Raw genomic sequence first — 18,244 nt, 5'->3', positions numbered from 1 at the left:
GCGGGGCTGTCGCCCCGCCCGGCTACGTTTGTCCGCATGTCCCGCACCGACCAGCCCGAGGCGCTGCTCGACGTGCCCGCGCCCGCCGGCGGCGCTGGGCGTGCCGACGGCAGCGGGCAGGCCGCGGCGCCGTCCGAAGGGCGGGGAGAGGCGCGGCAGACCCGGCCGGTGGCCGCGGTGCTCGTGGACAGCGGGCTGGCGCACCTGGACCACGAGTTCGAGTACGCGGTGCCGGACGACCTGGACGAGGCGGCCCGGCCCGGGGTGCGGGTGAAGGTGCGCTTCGCCGGGCAGGACCGCCCGGGCTACCTCGTGGAGCGCCGCGTCGAGGCCGTGCACGAGGGCCGGCTGGCGCCGCTGCGCACGGTCGTCTCGGACGAGCCGGTGCTCACCCCGCACGTGCTGCAGACCGCCCGACGGGTCGCCGCCGAGCAGGCCGGGACCGTGCAGGACGTGCTGCGGCTGGCGATCCCCCCGCGGCACGCCCGCGCCGAGCGGGCCCTGCCGCGGGAGCCGGCCACCGAGGTCGGAGAGACCGAGGAGTCCGTTGTGGCCACGGAGGCCGAGACGGCGGAGGTCCGGGGGGCCGAGGAGTCCGCTGCGGCCGCGCAGGCCAAGGAGTCCGAGGCGGCGGAGCGATCGGCGACGGTCGGTGACGACCCGGTGCCGCCGGTGTGGCAGGACTACCGGGCGGGCGCCGCCTGGTGGCGGAGGGTCCGGGCGGGCGAGTCGCCGCGCGCCGCCTGGCTGGCCGCGCCCTCCCGCCCGCCGGAGCGCGACTGGCCTCGGGCGCTGGCCGAGGCCGCCCGGGCCGCCGAGGAGTCCGGCCGCGGGGCGGTCATCGTCGTCCCCGATCTGCGGGACGTCTCCCGGGTGGACGCCGCGCTCACCGAGGTGCTCGGCGCGGACCGGCACGTGCGGCTCACCGCGGACCAGGGGCCCCAGGCCCGCTACACCGCCTGGCTCAAGGCGCTGCGCGGCCACGTCCGGGTGGTCGTCGGGACCCGGGCCGCCGCCTACGCCCCCGTCCCTGACCTCGGGCTGGTGGCGTGGTGGGACGACGGCGACGACCTGCACCAGGAACCTCGCTCGCCCTACCCGCACGTGCGTCAGGTCCTCACCGCCCGCGCCGACCTGGCCGGAGCTGCCCTGCTCGTCGGCGGTCTGACGATGTCCACCGACACCGCGGCCCTCGTCGGCGCCGGCCGGCTGCCGGTGATCGGCGGCACGCCCCCCCGGCGCGAGGCGCCCCGAGTGGTCGTGGCCGGGGAGGGGATCGACGAGGAGCGCGACGGCCCGGGGGCCCGGGCGCACATCCCCTCCAGCGCCTGGCGCGCCGCGCGGGAGGCGCTGCAGCACGGACCGGTGCTGCTGCAGGTGCCGCGCCGCGGCTACCTGCCGGCGATGTCCTGCGCCTCCTGCCGGGCTCCGGCCCGCTGCCAGCACTGCCACGGCCCGCTGGCTCTGCCCGGCCCGGACCGGGCACCCGAGTGCCGCTGGTGCGCCCGCTCACCCTCCGGCTTCGTCTGCCCGCACTGCGAGGGCACCCGGCTGCGCGCCGGGGTCGTCGGCGCCCGGCGCACCGCCGAGGAGATCGGGCGGGCCTTCCCCGGGGTACCGGTGCTGACCTCCGGGGGAGACCGGGTGCGCGAGCAGGTGGGGTCCGACCCGGCGATCGTCGTGGCCACCCCGGGCGCCGAGCCGGTGGCCGACGGGGGGTACCGGGCGGTGCTGCTGCTGGACGCCTGGGCGCTGCTGGACCGACCCGACCTGCGGGCGGCCGAGGAAGCCGTCCGGCGGTGGTTCGCCGCTGCCGCGCTGGCGCGCTCGTGGACCGACGGCGGGGTGGTCGTGCTGGCCGGCGCGCCCGGTCACGTGACCCTGCCCCCGGTGGAGGCGCTGGTGCGCTGGGACCCGCAGTGGTTCGTCGGCCGCGAGCTGGCCGAGCGGGCCGAGCTCGGGCTGCCGCCGACCTCCTGGTCGGCGCAGGTGCGCACCACCCGAGGCCGCTGCCGCCAGATCGTCGAGATCGTGGACCGCGCCGGGGGAGAGGCGCTCGGTCCGCTGCCGGTCCCCGGGGACGACGAGCACGCGATCCTCGTGGTGCGAGCGGCCTTCGACCGCGGCCCCGCCCTGGCGCGGGCGCTGCACGACCTGCGGGCCGGCGAGAGCGCCCGCAAGGAACGTGACCTGACCGCGGTCCGGGTCGGGGCCCGGGACGCGCTCGGCTGAGCACGGCCGTGGTCGGACCAGCGACCTCGCCACCTAGACTCGCCGGCGTGCGACTGCTCTTCGCCGGAACCCCAGAGGTGGCCCTGCCCACCCTGCGCGCCCTGCTCGACTCCGACCACGAGGTGGTCGCGGTGCTCACCCGCCCGGACGCCCTCGTCGGTCGCGGCCGCACCCTGCAGCCCTCGCCGGTCCGGGCGCTGGCGCAGGAGCACGGGGTCGAGGTGATCACCGAGCGCCCGCGAGACCCCGGCGTCGCCGAGCGGCTGCGTGACCTCGCGGTGGAGTGCTGCCCGGTGGTGGCCTACGGCGAGATCCTGCCCGGTGCGGTGCTCGGCATCCCCGCGCACGGCTGGGTCAACCTGCACCTCTCCCTGCTGCCGGCCTGGCGCGGGGCCGCGCCGGTGCAGCGGGCGATCATCGCCGGCGACGAGATCACCGGGGCCAGCACCTTCGCCATCGAGGAGGGGCTGGACACCGGCCCCGTCTACGGGACCATGACCGAACGGATCCGGCCCGACGACACCAGCGGTGAGCTGCTCGGGCGGCTCGCCGAGGGGGGCGCGGGACTCATGGTCGCGACCCTCGACGGGATCGCGGCTGGTCGGCTCGTCCCGCAGCCGCAACCGACCGACGGGATCAGCCACGCCGCGAAGCTCACCCCCGCCGACGCCCGCGTCGACTGGACGCTGCCGCGCCTGGCGATCGACCGGATCGTCCGCGGCTGCACCCCGGCGCCGGGCGCCTGGACCACCGTCCGCGGCGACCGGCTGCGGCTGGGCCCGGTGACCCGCGCCGAGGAGCAGGTCGACCTCGCGCCCGGGCAGGTGGCCGTCCGCAAGCACGAGGTGCTCGTCGGTGCCGCCGACGGACCGGTCCGTCTCGGCGAGGTCACCCCGCTCGGCAAGAAGCCCATGCCCGCCGCCGACTGGGCCCGCGGCGCGCGGATCGGAGACGACGAGGTGCTCGGCGATGAGTGACGAGAGCGGCACGCGCCCCGGGCGCGGCGGGGGAGCCTCGGGCGGGCGTGGCCGGGGATCGTCCGGCGGACGTGGCGGGGACCGGTCTAGTGGGCGCGGCGGGGGAGCCCCCGGCGGGCAGCGCGGACGCGGTGGAGACCGGACCGGCGGACAGCGCGAACGCGGCGGAGACCGGCCTAGCGGACGCGGTGGGGGAGCCCCGGGCGGTCAGCGGTCGCGCACCGCCCCCTCTCAGCGTCACCGTCGGGCCGACCCGTCCCGCACCGCGGCGCACCAGGTGCTGCGCGCGGTCGACGGCGGCGCCTACGCCAACCTCGAGCTGCCGCAGGCGCTGCGCCGCGCCCGGCTGTCCGGCCGGGACGCTGCCTTCGCCACCGAGCTCACCTACGGGACGCTGCGGATGCGTGGTCTCTACGACCCGGTGATCGCCCAGGCCGCCGATCGTCCGGTGGAGCGCCTGCACCCCGACGTGCTCGCCGTGCTCCGGCTCGGCGCCCACCAGCTGCTCGGCATGCGGGTGCCGGAGCACGCGGCCGCCGACCAGTCCGTCGCCCTGACCCGGGACGTCGCCGGCCAGGGGGCCGCCGGCCTGGTCAACGCCGTGATGCGCCGGATCAGCGAGCGCAGCCGCGAGGACTGGCTGACCGCGGTGGTGCCCGCCGAGCCACCGGCCGAGCGGCTCGCCGTGCGCCGCTCGCACCCGGTGTGGATCGTCAAGGCGCTGCGCCAGGCCCTCGTCGGCCACGGCGCGGCGGACGCCGGCGACATCGACGGCGTGCTGGACGAGCTGCTCGAGGCGCACAACACCCCCGCCCCGGTCGCGCTCGCGGCCCGGCCCGGCCTGTCCACGCCGGACGAGCTCGCCGGGACCGAACCGGGACGGCTGTCACCGGTGGCGGCGCTGCTGGGTTCCGGCGACCCCGGCGACCTGGTCGCCGTGCGCGAGGGGCGGGCCGCCGTGCAGGACGAAGGGAGCCAGCTGCTCGCCCTGGCGCTGGCCGCCGCCGAGATCGCCCCGCGCCCCGACGGCGGGCCCGAGCGGTGGCTCGACCTGTGCGCCGGCCCCGGGGGCAAGGCCGGGCTGCTCGCTGCGCTGGCCGGCCAGCAGGGAGCCACCCTGGTCGCCAACGAGATCAGCGAGCACCGCGCGGACCTGGTCCGCCAGACCCTCCGTCCGCTGCTGGGTGACGGCGGCGCGGGTGGCGGCGGCGCGGGTGACGGCGGACCACCAGGCCCGCCGGTCCAGGTGCGCACCGGCGACGGGCGCCTCGTCGGCCAGGAGGAGCCCGGCGGCTACGACCGGGTGCTCGTCGACGCGCCGTGCACCGGCCTGGGGGCGCTGCGCCGCCGCCCGGACGCCCGCTGGCGGCGCAGCACCGACGACCTGGCCCAGCTGGGCCCCCTGCAGCGCGAGCTGCTCGGCAGCGCCATCGACGCCACCCGGCCCGGCGGGGTCATCGGCTACGCGACCTGCTCGCCGCACCTGTCCGAGACCACCTTCGTCGTCGGTGACCTGGTGCGCCGCCGCGGCGACGTCGAGCAGGTCGACGCCCGTGAGGCGCTCGTCGGCGTGGCGCGGCCCGGCAGCCTCGCCGTCGACTCGCTCGGGCAGGGCCCGGCCGCCCAGCTGTGGCCGCACACCCACGGCACCGACGGGATGTATCTCGCCCTGCTGCGCAAGACGGAGCAGTCCTGATGCGGGTCATGGTCGCCGGCATCCACGTCACCGACCCGGCCGCCGCCTACAGCTTCTACACCGAGGTGCTCGGCTTCCGGGACGTGCTCGTCGTCCCCCAGCACGACCTCTACATCCTCGGCCCCGGGACCGGGTGGGAGCGTGGCTGCCAGATCAACCTTGAGCCGATCCGCGACGAGGCGGTGCGCCGCTACCAGGAGCACTGCCTGCGCGAGGGTCTGCCGGTGCTCATGCTCGCCGTCGCCGACGCCGAGCTGGAGTACTGGCGGCTCAAGCGGGCCGGGCTCACCTTCCGCGAGGAGCTGACCCGCTCCGAGATCGGCCTGCACTTCCAGGTCGAGGACGGGGTCGGCAACATCCTGTCCATCCACACCGACTGACCCCGCCGACCGACCCCGCCGAACCACCGACCGGACGATCCACCCGCCGACCCGACCCTGAACCGGAGCACCCGTGCAGATCTCCCCGAGCATCCTCTCCGCCGACTTCGCCAACCTGCAGACCGAGCTGGACACCATCGCCACCGCCGACTGGGCCCACGTCGACGTCATGGACGCCCACTTCGTGCCCAACCTCACCCTGGGCCTGCCCGTGGTCGAGTCGCTGCTGCGGGTCAGCCCGGTGCCGATCGACTGCCACCTGATGATCGAGGACCCGGACCGGTGGGCGCCGCCCTATGCCGAGGCCGGCGCGCAGAGCGTCACCTTCCACGTCGAGGCCGCGGCGGACCCGGCCCGTCTCGCCCGCGAGATCCGGGCCCAGGGGGCCCGAGCGAGCATGGCGCTCAAGCCGGGCACCCCCTTCGCCCCCTACGAGGAGCTGCTCCCCGAGCTGGACATGGTGCTGGTGATGACCGTCGAGCCGGGCTTCGGCGGACAGGCCTTCATGGCCGACCAGATGCCGAAGGTGGCCCAGGTCCGCGAGGCGGTCCGCCGGCACGGCGGCGAGGTGTGGATCCAGGTCGACGGCGGCGTCTCGGCCCGCACCATCGAGCAGTGCGCCGAGGCCGGCGCCGACGTCTTCGTCGCCGGCTCGGCGGTCTACGGGGCCGAGGACGCGGCGGCCGCGATCGGCGAGCTGCGCGAGCTGGCCGGGCGGCACGCTCACTGACTGGTCGCAGTGCACGGTCCGCGACCGTTCAGCGGAAGAACCCCTTGGGCAGGTCGAGGTCGACGGCGCGGATCTCCACGTCGAACCCGCTGTCCTCGGCGTCCAGGCTCCGGGTCGAGGGCAGCTGCGGGTGCACGGCCACGCAGATGCCGGTACCGACGTCGAGCGCGACCTCGAAGGACGCGGGATAGCTCACCCCAGGATCCAGCGGGGGACCGCCGTCCTCGGCCTCGATCCGGTCGGCCACCTCGCTGGGCAGCAGCGGACAGCAGCTGCACCGCGGCTGGTAGGCCGAGGTCGGGACAGCGCGGGCCCACCAGGTCCGCCGCCCGGCCCGCTCCGTCTCGCGAAGGTCGGACACCTCGACCCCGACGGGCGCCGCGTAGGACGGCCACCCGGCCCACGGGTAGGGATCGGGATCGAGCGGCGGCGGCTCGGCGCCGGCCGGCAGCGCGGGGTCCCGGTCAGGGTCGCCGTCGGCGAGCTCGGCCGGGTCGAGCATGGCGATCCAGGCGTAGGACTGCCACATCGGGTCGTCGAGATCGACGACGGTGTCCGGCGGGCGCACGGTGACCAGTCCGTCGGCGTCGACGGCCGGGATCACCGTCCCCGGACGGGCGAGCGTCCTGCGGCGTCCGCCCCTGCCCCACGTCCGGGTCGAGTACCGCGCCGCCGCTCGAGCCCGCTCCCGGAACACCTCGGTCCGGCCGTCGGCGACGACCCGCATGAGGCCGGGGCGCCGGATCCACGCCTCGACACGCGCCCCGATGACCGCCTCCTCGGGAGCGCCGCCGTGGGCGTGCCGGACGAGGTGCACGCTCTGCCAGCGCCACGGCGACGATCTCGCCAGGCCCCGGAAGGTGCGCTCGGTCAGCTCCATCGCCCCATCCTTGGCCAGCGGGCCACCGGCGCGCCACCGGTTTGCCGAGGGACGCGGCCGCCGGGGAGGATGGCCCGGCACGACCTCGTGACTCGGTGAGATTCCGAACCGGCGGTGATGAGCCCGCGACCCGGCTGCCCGACGCAGCCGGTGAACTCTGGTGCGACACCAGGGCCGACGGTGACAGTCCGGACGGGAGAGGGCGTGCGGACAAGGACCTGCCATGCCCTCGCTCGTGCTCGCGGCCGACCCCGAGCAGAACCTCTTCCAGCAGCTCATCGCCGCGCACGCCACGGTCGGCGGCTACGACGTCTCCTACCTGGAGACCCTCGGCATCCTCATCGGCATCGCCAGCGCCTACCTCGGGATGAAGCGGTGGGTGTGGGCCTGGCCGGTCGGGATCAGCGCCAACATCATCCTCTTCGCGGTCTACCTCGGGGCGCTCTTCGGCGCCGACGAGCGCATCCCGCTCTTCGGCCAGGCCGGGCGGCAGGTCTTCTTCATCATCACGAGCATCTACGGCTGGTGGCGCTGGACCCAGCACCGCCGGGCCCGCCAGCAGGCCGGCACCGGCGACGACGGCGCGGCGATCGTGCCCCGCTGGGCCCGCCCCGGCGAGCGGGTGGCGGTGATCGCCGTCTGGGCCGGGGGCACTGTGCTCGCCCACGAGGTCTTCGTCCGCCTCTGGGAGGCCTCGCCGAACCCGTACTGGCAGCCGGAGTGGTGGTACTTCTGGTGCGACGCCTGGATCTTCGTGGGCTCGATGCTGGCGACGTACATGATGGCCCGCGGGTGGAACGAGTTCTGGCTCGCCTGGATCGCCGTCGACCTCGTCGGGGTGCCGCTGGGCTTCGCCACCGGCTACGTGCCGACCGCGGTGATGTACATCTTCTACGGCGCCTTCGTCCTCTACGGCTTCACCCGCTGGGTGGCCGCCACCCGTGGCGCCGCCGAGCGCGGCGAGGACCCGGATGCGCCGGGATCCGGGGGAGGCGACCGGATGGCGAAGGCGTGAGCCGCGCCCCGTACCCTGGGGCCGTGAAGACCTTCGACGCCCTCTTCGAGGAGCTCCGGGAGAAGGCGGCGAGCCGCCCTGAGGGCTCCGGCACGGTCGCCGCGCTGGACGCCGGGACGCACGCCATCGGCAAGAAGGTGGTCGAGGAGGCCGCCGAGGTGTGGATGGCCGCGGAGTACCAGAGCCGGGAGGAGCTGGCCGAGGAGATCAGCCAGCTGCTCTACCACCTGCAGGTGCTCATGCTCGACGCCGACCTGAGCCTCGACGACGTCTACGCCCACCTCTGAGGTCGACCATGCGCATCGCCGTCCCCAACAAGGGGTCCCTGTCCGAGCCCACCGTGGAGATGCTCCGCGAGTCGGGCTACCGCGTGCGCCGCGACAGCAAGGAGCTGGTCGTGGCCGACCCCGACAACGGGGTCGAGTTCTTCTACCTGCGCCCCCGCGACGTGGCGCTCTACGTCGGCCGCGGTCAGGTCGACGCCGGGGTCACCGGCCGTGACCTGCTGCTGGACTCCGGCTCGACCGCCGGCGAGGTGATGGGGCTGGGCTTCGGCGGCTCCACCTTCCGCTTCGCGGCCCGCGCCGGCGAGGTCTCGCAGGTCGGCGACCTGCAGGGCCGCCGGGTGGCCACCTCCTACGCGACGCTGGTCGCCGACCACCTGAGGGGTGCCGGGGTCGACGCCGAGGTGGTCCGGCTCGACGGGGCCGTCGAGACCGCGATCATGCTCGGAGTCGCCGACGCCATCGCCGACGTCGTCGAGACCGGCACGACGCTGCGCAACCAGGGGCTGACCGTCTTCGGCGACCCGATCCTGCGCAGCGAGGCGGTGCTCATCAGCGCCCCGGACGCCGATGCCCGGGGACTGGACGTGCTGCACCGCCGGCTGACCGGGGTGGTGCGCGCCCGCGAGTACGTCATGCTCGACTACGACTGCCCGGTCACGCTGGTGGACCAGGCGGTCGAGCTCACCCCCGGCCTGGAGTCGCCGACCGTGGCCGCGCTGCACGACACCGAGTGGACCGCGGTGCGGGCGATGGTGCCGCGCGGGCGGACCAACCAGATCATGGACGAGCTCTACGACCTGGGCGCCCGGGCGATCCTCGTCACCGAGATCACCGCGTGCCGGCTGTGACCGCCGCGGACGTGCCCACGCACGTCTTCCGCCCGCGCCGGGGCCGGGTGGTGCCGGTGATCGTCGGCGTCGTCGTGCTGGTCGCGGCGATCGTGCTGGCGGTGCTGCTGCCGGAGAAGTACCAGCTCGTCGACCGGGTGATGATCACCGCGATGGGCGCCGCGATCGCCGGCCTGATGTCCCGCTACGCCACGATCCGCGCCGAACCCCGCGGCGAGGGCCTGTGGGTGCGCAACATCGGGCCGGGTCGGCTCGTGCCGTGGCCCGAGATCGAGGCGGTGCGCTTCTCCGGGGGGATGCCCTGGCCCCGGCTCGACCTCGCCGACGGCGACGACCTGGCCGTGATGGCGATCCAGCGGGCCGACGGAACCGACGCCGTCCTGGAGGCCGAGCGGCTCGCCGACCTCATCGCCCAGCCCCCCGCCTGACGACCCTGACCCCGCGTCCCCTTCGCAACTGCCCGGGCAAATTGCGAGGTGGGTGCGCAACTGCCCGGGCAGTTGACGACCCCCGTGCGCAACTGCCCGGGTACTTGCGGGGGTGGGTGCGCAACTGCCCGGGCTTTTGCGGGGGTGGGTGCGCAGCTGCCCGGGCTTTTGTGGGGGAAGCTGCGCAACTGCCCGGGCAGATTCCGCCCTCTGCGCAACTGCCCGGGTAATTGCGGGGTGGGTGCGCAGCTGCCCGGGCTATTACGGGGGTGGGGCTACGGCTGGTCCGGGCTGCGGGGAGCCGGATCCACCTTCGGGATGAGGTCGGTGCTGGCCTCGTCGTGGGTGCGCCCGGTGAGCATGAGCAGGTCCACGCACATCGACCGGATCTGGGCCCGCATGAGCTCGGCGGACAGGCTGGCCCCCGGTTCGCCCGCGCGGCTGTCGTCGGCGATCTCGGTCAGCCCCTCCCGGGCGAAGTCGGGGACCTGCTGCTCGTCGATCCGTTCGCTCATCGCGGTGACCACGTCCGCCAGCCGACTGAGCAGGTCGATGTAGGAGTCCGGCACGGTCTCGTCCGCCCGGATGGCGACCCCGGCCCGCCGCGCGACCACCCTCAGGTTGCGCACGCAGCGGTCCAGCGGGGTGATGAGGTCGGCGATCGCCCGCACCTCCTGGCGGCGGCGGTGGTGCAGCGGCGAGATCGCGGCTACCTCCAGCCCTTCGTCGGCGGTGGTGCGCAGGGTGCTCAGCCGCTCCTCGGTGTCCCGGGCCCGGCGCAGCGCCCGGGTCGCCGCGACCTCGTCGCGCGAGCGCAGCGCCTCGCCGATCTCCCGCATGATCTCGCCGATCTCGTCGACGAACTCCGCGGCCGCCCGCCGCGGCCGGCGCACCGGCGCGGCCGGCGCGAGCGTGGCCAGCACGATGGCGATGACCCCACCGACGAGCGCGTCGACCCACCGGCTGAAGGCCTGGTCCGGCGCGGCGACCAGGGTCGTCACGATCACCCCCTGCACGCCGGCCTGCACCGAGAGCAGCGGACCGGCCCCGAGGAAGGTGGTGATCGACATGGCGACGAAGGCGACCAGGCTGATCTGCCACACGCCGGTGCCGAAGATGGCCACGAAGAGGTCCCCGATGCCGACCCCGACGGCCACCCCGACGACCAGCTCGAGGACCCGGCGCAGCCGCTGCCCGTAGCTCAGGCCGAGCGTGACCAGCACGGTCACCGGCGCGAAGAAGGGCTGCGGGTGGTCCAGCACGTCCCGGGCGAACCACCAGGCCAGGGCCGCCCCCACCGCGGAGGTGGCCAGCCGGGCCGAGCGGTCCCGCACCCGGGCCACCCGGGTGCGCCAGCTCGACCGGGGGGTCAGGGCTCTCACCTCGGCGCGGATGCTCACCGGTCCATCATCCCTGCTCCGGCTGGGTGCCACCTGGGGCGTCGGCCCCGGTGCGCAGCACGAGGTGGGCACGCTCGCGGGTCCCGTCCGCGGCGAAGAGGGCGTCCTCCTGGGCGGCCCAGCGCTGCCAGTGCGGCCGGTAGGCCTCGCCGTCCCGGGAGAGACCCCGCCGCTGACGAAGGACGCGGGGCGCCTCCAGCCACACCCGCACGGCCGCCCGGTCTCCGGCCGGTCGGACGGCGACGCCGCAGCCCTCGACGACCAGCCGGTCCTCGGCCGGGAGCCGGCGCAGCGGTCCCCAGCGGTCGTGCGTCCAGTCCCAGCGCCGGTACTCGGGCCGTTCGCCCCGTGCCAGGGGCGCCAGCACCTGCTCCTCGAGCACCCCGACCGAGGCCGCCAGCCCGTCCCAGCCGGGATAGATCTCGTCCATGTGCAGCAGGGGAGCGCCCCACGCATCGGCCACGGCCGACCCGAGCGTGGTCTTGCCCGACCCGCTGCGTCCGTCGAGCGCGACGACGGTCACCGGACCGCACGCCGGGACCGACGTGCGCGCCCGGGCCAGGACGGCGTCCACGTGCGCCGGGTCGGCGGCCTGCTCGGTCTCGGCTCCCACAGGGGGTGAGGCTAGCGGCGGGTGCCGACACCGAGGCGGGGGTAGGGCCGCCCCCGGATGCGGCGACGCGGTGACCGCGGCGGGGCTGGGGAGGACGAGAGCGGCTCGGAGGGTGCCGGGTAGATTGGCCGGGTGCCGCTCGCCGTCCGTGTCATCCCCTGTCTCGACGTCGACGCCGGGCGTGTCGTCAAGGGCGTCAACTTCGAGAACCTCCGTGACGCCGGTGATCCGGTCGAGCTGGCCCGGGCCTACGGCGCGGCCGGTGCCGACGAGCTGACCTTCCTCGACGTGACCGCCAGCAGCGGCGACCGGGCGACCACCTACGACGTCGTCGGCCGCACCGCCGAGCAGGTCTTCATCCCGCTCACCGTCGGTGGTGGGGTGCGCACCGTCGACGACGTCGACCGGCTGCTGCGCTGCGGCGCCGACAAGGTCGGGGTCAACACCGCTGCCATCGCCCGGCCCGAGCTGGTGGCCGAGGTCGCCGACCGCTTCGGTGCCCAGGTGCTCGTGCTCTCCGCCGACGTGCGGCGGCGGCGCGGCGACGACGGGCGGCCCACCGCCGACTTCGAGGTCACCACCCACGGCGGTCGGCGCGGGACGGGTATCGACGCCCTGGAGTGGTGCGCCCGCGCGGCCGAGCTCGGGGCCGGCGAGATCCTGCTCAACTCGATGGACGCCGACGGCACCAAGGCGGGCTTCGACCTCGACCTCATCGCCCAGGTGCGCCCGCAGGTCGCCGTCCCGGTGATCGCCAGCGGCGGCGCCGGTGCGGCGGAGCACTTCCCGCCCGCGGTGGCCGCGGGGGCCGACGCGGTGCTCGCGGCCAGCATCTTCCACTTCGGCGAGGTCGGCATCGGCGAGGTCAAGGACGCCCTCGGCGAGGCGGGGTACCCGGTGCGCCACGGCCGCGCCGACTGACCCCACCCGCGCCGCAGCGGTCGCTCACATCCCCAGCGGGGCATCCCACAGCGTCTGCACGGAGACCGGGTCGCCGACCAGCTCCACCTCGGCGACCTCGCGCCGCCCGAAGAGGAAGAGCAGCAGCTCGCCGGGCTGCCCGTGGATCTCCACGACGGGGTCCTGGCCGCGACCCAGCCGGGTGCGCCGGGTCGGCGTGACGAGGTGGATCGAGACGCCGGTGACACCCCGGGCCAGCAGCGGACCCATGAGCCGCAGCCGGGCCCCCAGCGCGTGCGTCATCGCCGGAGCCAATCGACGCGGGGAGGCGTCGTCACCGCCACGGCGGACGTCCTCGTGGTGGACGAACATCTCGACGAGGTTGACCATCTCGTCGACCGGCGTCAGCCGGGTGGGGTGCCAGGCCGGAGGACCGGAGCGGACCCGCTCCACGAGGTCGGCGAAGGGGGTCTCGCGCACCAGCCGCTCCATGGCCCGATCGGTACGACCGGACAGCGGCGGCAGCGCCACCCCGGCGGCCAGGTCCGGGCGTCCCTCCCGCACGATGAGGTGCGCGGCGAGGTCGGCCGCCAGCCAGCGACCGCTGAGGGTGGGGGCCTCAGGGCCGGCCTGCACGAGGGTGTCGCAGAGCGCGTCGCGCTCGGTACGGGCGAGGTGCGCCACGGCATGCCTCCATCGGGACCGGGGCTGTCGGTCTGACATGGCAGGGTAGCCGCTGCATCCCGGACCTGCAGGTGATCCGGGCCCGCAGCACGGCGACGGCAGCACGGCGAACCAGGAGGAGGCCACGTGGCGGAGGGCGGTGGCCAGGGTCGGGCGTCGCAGGGTCGGGACGCGTCGCTGCGCCGTCAGGTGTCGCTGCGACGGGCCGGCGGCATCATCGCCCGTGGTGTGCGTCAGGCGCCGGCCCCCTTCGCGGTGGCCGTCGTCGGCAGCGCCCTCTACGGTGCCGCGACCTCGCTCATCGCCTGGGCGGTCGGCCACGTCACCGAGCACCAGGTCACCCCCGCGGTGACCGCGGGGGAGGCTGACCCGAGCACCCTGCTGGCCATCCTCGGCATCGTCGGCGGGGTGGTGCTGGCGGCGACGGTGGGCGTGGTGATGCGTCGGATCGGTGGAGCGATGACGATGTTCGCCGCGGCCGCGCACGACCGCCGCCGGGTGACCCGGCAGTACCTGCGGCTGCCGCTCTCCTGGCACCACCGGCACCCGTCGGGCCAGCTGCTCTCCAACGCGCACACCGACGTGGAGTCCACCTGGTTCATCTTCATGCCGCTGCCGATGGCGCTCGGGGTGCTCACCATGCTCGCCTTCGGCATCGTCCAGATGCTGCTCGTCGACCCGGTGATGGCCCTGGTCGGTGGCCTGGTCTTCCCGCTGCTGCTGGTGGTGAACGCCGTCTACCAGCGCTACATGGCCCCGCTCGCCGCCCGCAGCCAGCGCCTGCGGGCCGAGGTGAGCGAGGTGGCCCACGAGTCCTTCGACGCGGCGCTCGTGGTCAAGGCGATGGGTGCCGAAGGGCGGGAGAGCGCCCGCTTCGGCGCCGTCGTCGACCGGCTGCGCGGCGCCAACGTCGACGTCGGTCGGGTGCGCGGCGTCTTCGAGCCGGTGGTCGAGGCGATCCCGCAGATCGGCACCCTGCTGGTGCTCGCCGTCGGCACCCAGCGCGTCGGCAGCGGCGCGATGACCGCCGGTGAGGTGGTCCAGGTGGCCTTCCTCATCGCCCTGCTGGCCTTCCCGGTGCGCTCGATCGGGTGGGTGCTGGGGGAGGTGCCGCGCTCGGTGGTGGCCTGGGACCGGGTGGCTGCCGTGCTGGCCGCCGAGGGCGAGATGACCTTCGGGGAGCGGCGGCTGCCGGACGGTGGCGGCCTGGCGGTCGAGCTGGACCGGGTGAGCTACCGCTACGAGAGCTCGCCGCGGGCCGACCTGGCGGACGGGAGCACGGGTGACGCCCGTCCCGCGGAGGGCGGGTCCGGCCAGGTCGGCGACATGGACGCCGGTCCGGACCACCCTGTCGACCGGCGACGTCGCGACGCGTTGCGCGACGTCAGCCTGCGGATCGCTCCCGGTCGCACGGTCGCGGTGGTCGGCGCCACCGGCTCCGGCAAGTCGACCCTCGTCGAGCTGGTCGCCCGGCTCGTCGACCCCACCGCCGGCACGGTGCGCCTGGACGGCGTCGACGCCCGCGAGCTCGCCGACGGCCAGGTGCCTGGTGCGGTGGCCCTGGTGCCGCAGCAGACCTTCCTCTTCGACGACACCGTCCGGGGCAACATCACCCTGGGCGAGCCGATCGACGAGGCCGCGGTCCGCGAGGCGCTGCGGGTGGCCCGCGCCGACGGCTTCGTCGACGCCCTGCCGAGCGGCCTGGACACCCCGGTGGGCGAGCGTGGCACGACGCTGTCCGGCGGGCAGCGGCAGCGGGTCGCGCTGGCCCGTGCGCTGGTCCGCGACCCGCGGCTGCTCGTCCTGGACGACGCCACCTCGGCGGTCGACCCCGAGGTCGAGCTGGCCATCCTCCGCGGGCTGGGGGAGCGCCCGTCCCCGGGTGCGGGCGCCAGGCACGAGAGCGCCGGGACCACGGTGCTGCTCGTCGCCTACCGCCTCTCCACCATCGCCCTGGCCGACGAGGTGGTCCACCTCGAGCAGGGCCGGGTGGTCGACGTCGGGAGCCACGAGGAGCTGCTGGCGCGGGACCCGGGGTACCGCCGTCTGGTCACCGCCTACTCCGAGCAGGCGGCCCAGCGCTCGACGCAGGGGACGCCATGAGCAGCACGAGCACCCGGACCCCGCCCGAGCAGCACCCGTCGTCGCGCAGCTCCACGGTGGCCAGCGCCACCGGCTCCACCGGTCACATGCTGCGGCGCGGGCTGCAGATCTCGCCGGAGCTGACCCGCGGGCTCGCCGTCACGCTGCTGCTGGCCGCGGTGATGACCGGGGGCCGGGTGGTCGTCCCGATCGCCGTGCAGCGCACCACCGACGACGGGTTGCTCGCCCCCGGCGGCGTGGACACCGCGGTGGTCTGGCAGACCGTGGCGTGGTCGGCGCTGGTGGTGGCGATCACCGCGGCCGCCGGCTACCTCGTCATCTCCCGGCTCTACCGGGCCGCCGAAGGGGGTCTGGCCACGCTGCGGCGCACCGCCTTCCGGCAGGTGCACGACCTCTCGGTGCTCACCCAGAGCACGGAACGGCGGGGGTCGATGACCTCCCGGGTGACCTCGGACGTGGACACGATCAGCCAGTTCGTCCAGTTCGGCGGGGTGATGCTGGTCATCAGCCTCGGGCAGATCGTCGTCTCGACCGTGCTCATGCTGACCTACAGCCCGGTGCTCACCCTCGTCGTGTGGTGCTGCTTCGTGCCGCTGATGCTCGTCATCGCGCGCTTCCAGCCGGTGCTCGGGCGGGCCTACCTGCGGGTGCGCGAGCGGGTCGGCGACGTCCTCGCCGCGGTGAGCGAGTCGATCGGCGGGGCGGCCACCATCCGGGCTCACCACCTGCAGCAGCGCACCGGGGAGCGCATCGACGCGGCCGTCGAGGCGCACCGGCGGGCCGGGGTCGGCGCGCACATCCGCTCCACGATGGCCTTCAGCTCGGGCCAGTTCCTCTCCGGCTTCACCGTCGCCGTGGTGCTGGCCGTGGGCACCTGGCTGGCCGTCCGCGGCGACGTCACCCTCGGCGGGCTGCTCGCCTTCCTCTTCCTCGTCAACCTCTTCACCCAGCCGGTGCAGCAGGCCACCGAGACCCTCAACGAGCTGCAGAACGCGGTGGCCGGCTGGCGTCGGGTGATCGCCGTCGTCGACACCCCGGCGGACGTCGCCGACCCGGGGGAGTCCGGGGTGGAGCTGCCCCGGGGGCCGGTCGAGGTGGAGATGCGCGAGGTGACCTACGCCTACCCGGGGGCGGAGCCGGTGCTGCGGGACATCTCGTGGCGGGTGGCGCCGGGCAGCCGGGTCGCGGTCGTCGGGGAGACCGGGTCGGGCAAGTCCACCCTGGTCAAGCTGCTCACCCGGCTGATGGACCCGGACGACGGCGTCGTGCTGCTGGACGGGCACGACCTGCGCACGGTGCGCTTCTCCTCGCTCCGGGATCGGGTGGTGCTCGTGCCGCAGGAGGGCTTCCTCTTCGACGCCTCGCTCGCCGAGAACGTCCGGGTCGGAGCGCCCGACGCCGACGACGATGTCATCGCCGCGGCGGTGCGCGACCTCGGGCTGGGCTGGTGGCTGGACGGGCTGCCGGCCGGGCTGGCCACCGGGGTCGGACCCGGCGGGGAGAACCTCTCCGCGGGGGAGCGCCAGCTGGTCGCCATCGTGCGCGCCTACCTGGCCGACCCGGACCTGCTCGTCCTGGACGAGGCGACCTCCGCGGTGGACCCGGCCAGCGAGGTGGCGATCCAGGACGCGCTGGAGCGGCTCATGGCCGGCCGGACCTCGATCGCCATCGCCCACCGGCTCTCCACGGCCGAGGCGGCGGACGAGGTCGTCGTGGTCGACGCCGGCCGGATCGTCGAGCGCGGGCCGCACCGCGAGCTCGTCGGCGCGGGCGGGCGCTACGCCCGGCTGCACGCCTCGTGGGCGGCGCAGCAGCGCTCCTAGGTCGACTCCCCGGGGCGGCCGCGCGGCGTCGGGATGAGCCGGCGACATGGGAGGTGCCGAGCCTGCGCTGCCCGGGGCGGTGTCACTGCCACAGGCGTCCAGCCAGAGACTGCGCAGCTCGTCCAGGTCCTCCGCGGGGACCAGGGGTACCTCGACGTCGGGATCGTCGGCGGTGACCAGGCTGAGCCGGCCGCCGAAGCGCTGGCCACGCACGCGGATATCGGTCACCTCGTCCCAGCCCAGATCCAGGGGACGCCTCATGGGGAGCCAGCGGGTCTCGGTGGCCAGGTTCTGCCAGTGGATGCCGCGCTCGGTGGCCACGGTCCGGACGCCGGTGAGGATCATTCCGTTGGCAATGTTCGCCAGCCCGCCCAGAAGGTAGACCACGATCCATAGCTCACCCCCCTGCACGACCACCAGAAGACCGACGACCAGCATCAGGATCCCGGCGACCAGCGCGCAGGGCCCGACCCAGGCGTGCTGGCGAGGCCACACCCGCGCGTCCGAGGTCATGCGATCACCGTACCGAGGAACCCGACAGTCCTAGGACTGTCGGGCTCGCCCGCCCGCGCATGCGGTCCTGGCGGACACACGCGGTCCTACGCGCGAAGGGGTCGACGTGCTCAGTCCGCGTATGCGCGCCAGATCGCCCGCAGGCGGGTCAGGTCCGGGCCGCGCAGCCCCTGCAGGTGGTGCTCGGTGCCGTCGTGGGTGACCAGGCGCACGTCGCGGCGACCTTCCGGGACGTGGATCTGGGCGACCTCGTCCCACGGCACGTCGATCGCCGGCAGCCGGCCCTTCGGCTTGTAGGGCGGGCTGCCCCGGTCGTGCACCCCACGGGCATCGGCGACCACGCCGCTCGACCAGTGCTCCCAGCTGATCCAGCCGAAGAGCCCGGCCAGCAGCAGCGTGGCGACGCCCCACCCGATCTCGCCGGCAGCGAGACGCAGCGCCGCGTTCGCCAGCTGGATCACCGCGACAGCGAGGGTGAGCATCCACATCCAGCGCGGCCGCCAGCGCCACCGGTGGCTGATCGTCCGCGCCGGTCCGGTGGTGGAGGCGGCCGTCCCGGGCTCCGAGGTCGGGCCGGTGCCGGAGGACGAAGGGGGACGGTCCGGACGTGACATCGCCTCCAGGGTAGGGCGGGCCCGGCCCAGGGGCGAAGCACCGTGGTCCCCGGGGCAGGGTGACGACGAGCAGCAGCGGCCCCGGCCGGCTCGCCCGGACCCACGGCCGGCCGCCCGCCCG

The 18,244-nt window shown here is 75.2% G+C and carries 17 protein-coding genes and 1 riboswitch; of the genes, 12 read left to right on the top strand and 5 right to left on the bottom strand.

Going from position 1 to position 18,244, the window contains the following annotated elements; translation table 11 throughout:
- Positions 1-36 precede the first annotated feature (36 nt).
- The 5 genes from BJY28_RS13730 (at position 37) to rpe (ending at position 6,015) form a co-directional block, all read left to right on the top strand.
- A complete protein-coding gene (locus tag BJY28_RS13730; RefSeq protein WP_179463503.1) occupies positions 37-2,232 on the top strand; it encodes a primosomal protein N' family DNA-binding protein in 2,196 nt (731 codons plus the stop codon).
- Between the two features lie 47 nt (positions 2,233-2,279).
- On the top strand, positions 2,280-3,209 hold the full coding sequence (locus BJY28_RS13725) for a formyltransferase family protein (RefSeq protein WP_179463502.1): 930 nt from the start codon (positions 2,280-2,282) through the stop codon (positions 3,207-3,209).
- Positions 3,202-4,905, top strand: a complete 1,704-nt coding sequence (locus tag BJY28_RS13720; protein WP_179463501.1) for an RsmB/NOP family class I SAM-dependent RNA methyltransferase — start codon at positions 3,202-3,204, stop codon at positions 4,903-4,905. The genes BJY28_RS13725 and BJY28_RS13720 overlap by 8 nt, the downstream gene beginning before the upstream one ends.
- The gene (locus BJY28_RS13715; RefSeq protein WP_179463500.1) at positions 4,905-5,285 is read left to right on the top strand and encodes a VOC family protein; all 381 of its coding nucleotides are present in this window, start codon (positions 4,905-4,907) and stop codon (positions 5,283-5,285) included. The genes BJY28_RS13720 and BJY28_RS13715 overlap by 1 nt, the downstream gene beginning before the upstream one ends.
- Before the next feature lie 73 nt (positions 5,286-5,358).
- Positions 5,359-6,015, top strand: coding sequence for a ribulose-phosphate 3-epimerase (rpe, locus tag BJY28_RS13710; protein WP_179463499.1), 657 nt, complete (start codon positions 5,359-5,361; stop codon positions 6,013-6,015).
- Between the two features lie 28 nt (positions 6,016-6,043).
- Here rpe and BJY28_RS13705 read toward each other — a convergent pair whose 3' ends face one another.
- Positions 6,044-6,895 (bottom strand): hypothetical protein, encoded by an 852-nt coding sequence (locus BJY28_RS13705; protein WP_179463498.1) that lies wholly within the window; start codon positions 6,893-6,895, stop codon positions 6,044-6,046.
- 77 nt (positions 6,896-6,972) lie between these two features.
- Positions 6,973-7,103, top strand: a riboswitch (FMN riboswitch).
- A gap of 15 nt (positions 7,104-7,118) precedes the next feature.
- Here BJY28_RS13705 and BJY28_RS13700 point away from each other — a divergent pair.
- Genes BJY28_RS13700 through BJY28_RS16945 form a run of 4 tightly spaced genes read left to right on the top strand, consistent with a single transcriptional unit; the run spans position 7,119 to position 9,473 of the window.
- On the top strand, positions 7,119-7,910 hold the full coding sequence (locus BJY28_RS13700; protein WP_179463497.1) for a nicotinamide mononucleotide transporter family protein: 792 nt from the start codon (positions 7,119-7,121) through the stop codon (positions 7,908-7,910).
- A 23-nt stretch (positions 7,911-7,933) separates the two neighbouring features.
- Positions 7,934-8,197, top strand: a complete 264-nt coding sequence (locus tag BJY28_RS13695; RefSeq protein WP_179463496.1) for a phosphoribosyl-ATP diphosphatase — start codon at positions 7,934-7,936, stop codon at positions 8,195-8,197.
- Positions 8,198-8,205: 8 nt separating this feature from the next.
- On the top strand, positions 8,206-9,045 hold the full coding sequence (hisG, locus tag BJY28_RS13690; protein ID WP_179463495.1) for an ATP phosphoribosyltransferase: 840 nt from the start codon (positions 8,206-8,208) through the stop codon (positions 9,043-9,045).
- Positions 9,042-9,473, top strand: a complete 432-nt coding sequence (locus BJY28_RS16945; protein ID WP_179463494.1) for a PH domain-containing protein — start codon at positions 9,042-9,044, stop codon at positions 9,471-9,473. The genes hisG and BJY28_RS16945 overlap by 4 nt, the downstream gene beginning before the upstream one ends.
- Positions 9,474-9,748: 275 nt before the next feature.
- Here BJY28_RS16945 and BJY28_RS13680 read toward each other — a convergent pair whose 3' ends face one another.
- Positions 9,749-10,873: an FUSC family protein gene (locus BJY28_RS13680; RefSeq protein WP_218875360.1), complete on the bottom strand. Its 1,125-nt coding sequence runs from the start codon at positions 10,871-10,873 to the stop codon at positions 9,749-9,751.
- Positions 10,874-10,880: 7 nt separating this feature from the next.
- Positions 10,881-11,486 carry a nucleoside/nucleotide kinase family protein gene (locus BJY28_RS13675; RefSeq protein WP_179463492.1) on the bottom strand — a complete coding sequence of 202 codons (606 nt, stop codon included), beginning with the start codon at positions 11,484-11,486 and terminating at the stop codon, positions 10,881-10,883.
- Positions 11,487-11,618: 132 nt separating this feature from the next.
- Between BJY28_RS13675 and hisF the strand changes: the two genes are divergently transcribed.
- Positions 11,619-12,407: an imidazole glycerol phosphate synthase subunit HisF gene (gene hisF / locus BJY28_RS13670; protein WP_179463491.1), complete on the top strand. Its 789-nt coding sequence runs from the start codon at positions 11,619-11,621 to the stop codon at positions 12,405-12,407.
- Positions 12,408-12,431: 24 nt separating this feature from the next.
- Here the strand turns inward: hisF and BJY28_RS13665 are convergent, their stop codons facing one another.
- Positions 12,432-13,070 (bottom strand): TIGR03085 family metal-binding protein, encoded by a 639-nt coding sequence (locus tag BJY28_RS13665; RefSeq protein ID WP_179463490.1) that lies wholly within the window; start codon positions 13,068-13,070, stop codon positions 12,432-12,434.
- Positions 13,071-13,196: 126 nt separating this feature from the next.
- On the opposite strand from BJY28_RS13665, the gene BJY28_RS13660 reads away from it, so the two are divergent.
- Together BJY28_RS13660 and BJY28_RS13655 are read left to right on the top strand one after the other, a co-directional pair.
- The gene (locus BJY28_RS13660; protein ID WP_343037121.1) at positions 13,197-15,173 is read left to right on the top strand and encodes an ABC transporter ATP-binding protein; all 1,977 of its coding nucleotides are present in this window, start codon (positions 13,197-13,199) and stop codon (positions 15,171-15,173) included.
- Positions 15,170-16,996, top strand: coding sequence for an ABC transporter ATP-binding protein (locus tag BJY28_RS13655; RefSeq protein ID WP_179463489.1), 1,827 nt, complete (start codon positions 15,170-15,172; stop codon positions 16,994-16,996). The genes BJY28_RS13660 and BJY28_RS13655 overlap by 4 nt, the downstream gene beginning before the upstream one ends.
- Before the next feature lie 623 nt (positions 16,997-17,619).
- Here the strand turns inward: BJY28_RS13655 and BJY28_RS13650 are convergent.
- The gene (locus tag BJY28_RS13650; RefSeq protein ID WP_179463488.1) at positions 17,620-18,123 is read right to left on the bottom strand and encodes a hypothetical protein; all 504 of its coding nucleotides are present in this window, start codon (positions 18,121-18,123) and stop codon (positions 17,620-17,622) included.
- Between the last annotated feature and the right edge of the window lie 121 nt (positions 18,124-18,244).

The organism is Janibacter alkaliphilus, from assembly GCF_013408565.1.
Lineage (GTDB): Bacteria > Actinomycetota > Actinomycetes > Actinomycetales > Dermatophilaceae > Janibacter > Janibacter alkaliphilus.
This window is presented reverse-complemented; position numbering and strand designations above follow the sequence as displayed.

Coding starts and splice junctions, on each gene's coding strand:
- BJY28_RS13730 (WP_179463503.1), top strand. CDS start 37: ATGTCCCGCACCGACCAGCCCGAGGCGCTGCTCGACGTGCCCGCGCCC.
- BJY28_RS13720 (WP_179463501.1), top strand. CDS start 3,202: ATGAGTGACGAGAGCGGCACGCGCCCCGGGCGCGGCGGGGGAGCCTCG.
- BJY28_RS13715 (WP_179463500.1), top strand. CDS start 4,905: ATGCGGGTCATGGTCGCCGGCATCCACGTCACCGACCCGGCCGCCGCC.
- BJY28_RS13705 (WP_179463498.1), bottom strand. CDS start 6,895: ATGGAGCTGACCGAGCGCACCTTCCGGGGCCTGGCGAGATCGTCGCCG.
- BJY28_RS13700 (WP_179463497.1), top strand. CDS start 7,119: ATGCCCTCGCTCGTGCTCGCGGCCGACCCCGAGCAGAACCTCTTCCAG.
- hisG (WP_179463495.1), top strand. CDS start 8,206: ATGCGCATCGCCGTCCCCAACAAGGGGTCCCTGTCCGAGCCCACCGTG.
- BJY28_RS13655 (WP_179463489.1), top strand. CDS start 15,170: ATGAGCAGCACGAGCACCCGGACCCCGCCCGAGCAGCACCCGTCGTCG.
- BJY28_RS13650 (WP_179463488.1), bottom strand. CDS start 18,123: ATGTCACGTCCGGACCGTCCCCCTTCGTCCTCCGGCACCGGCCCGACC.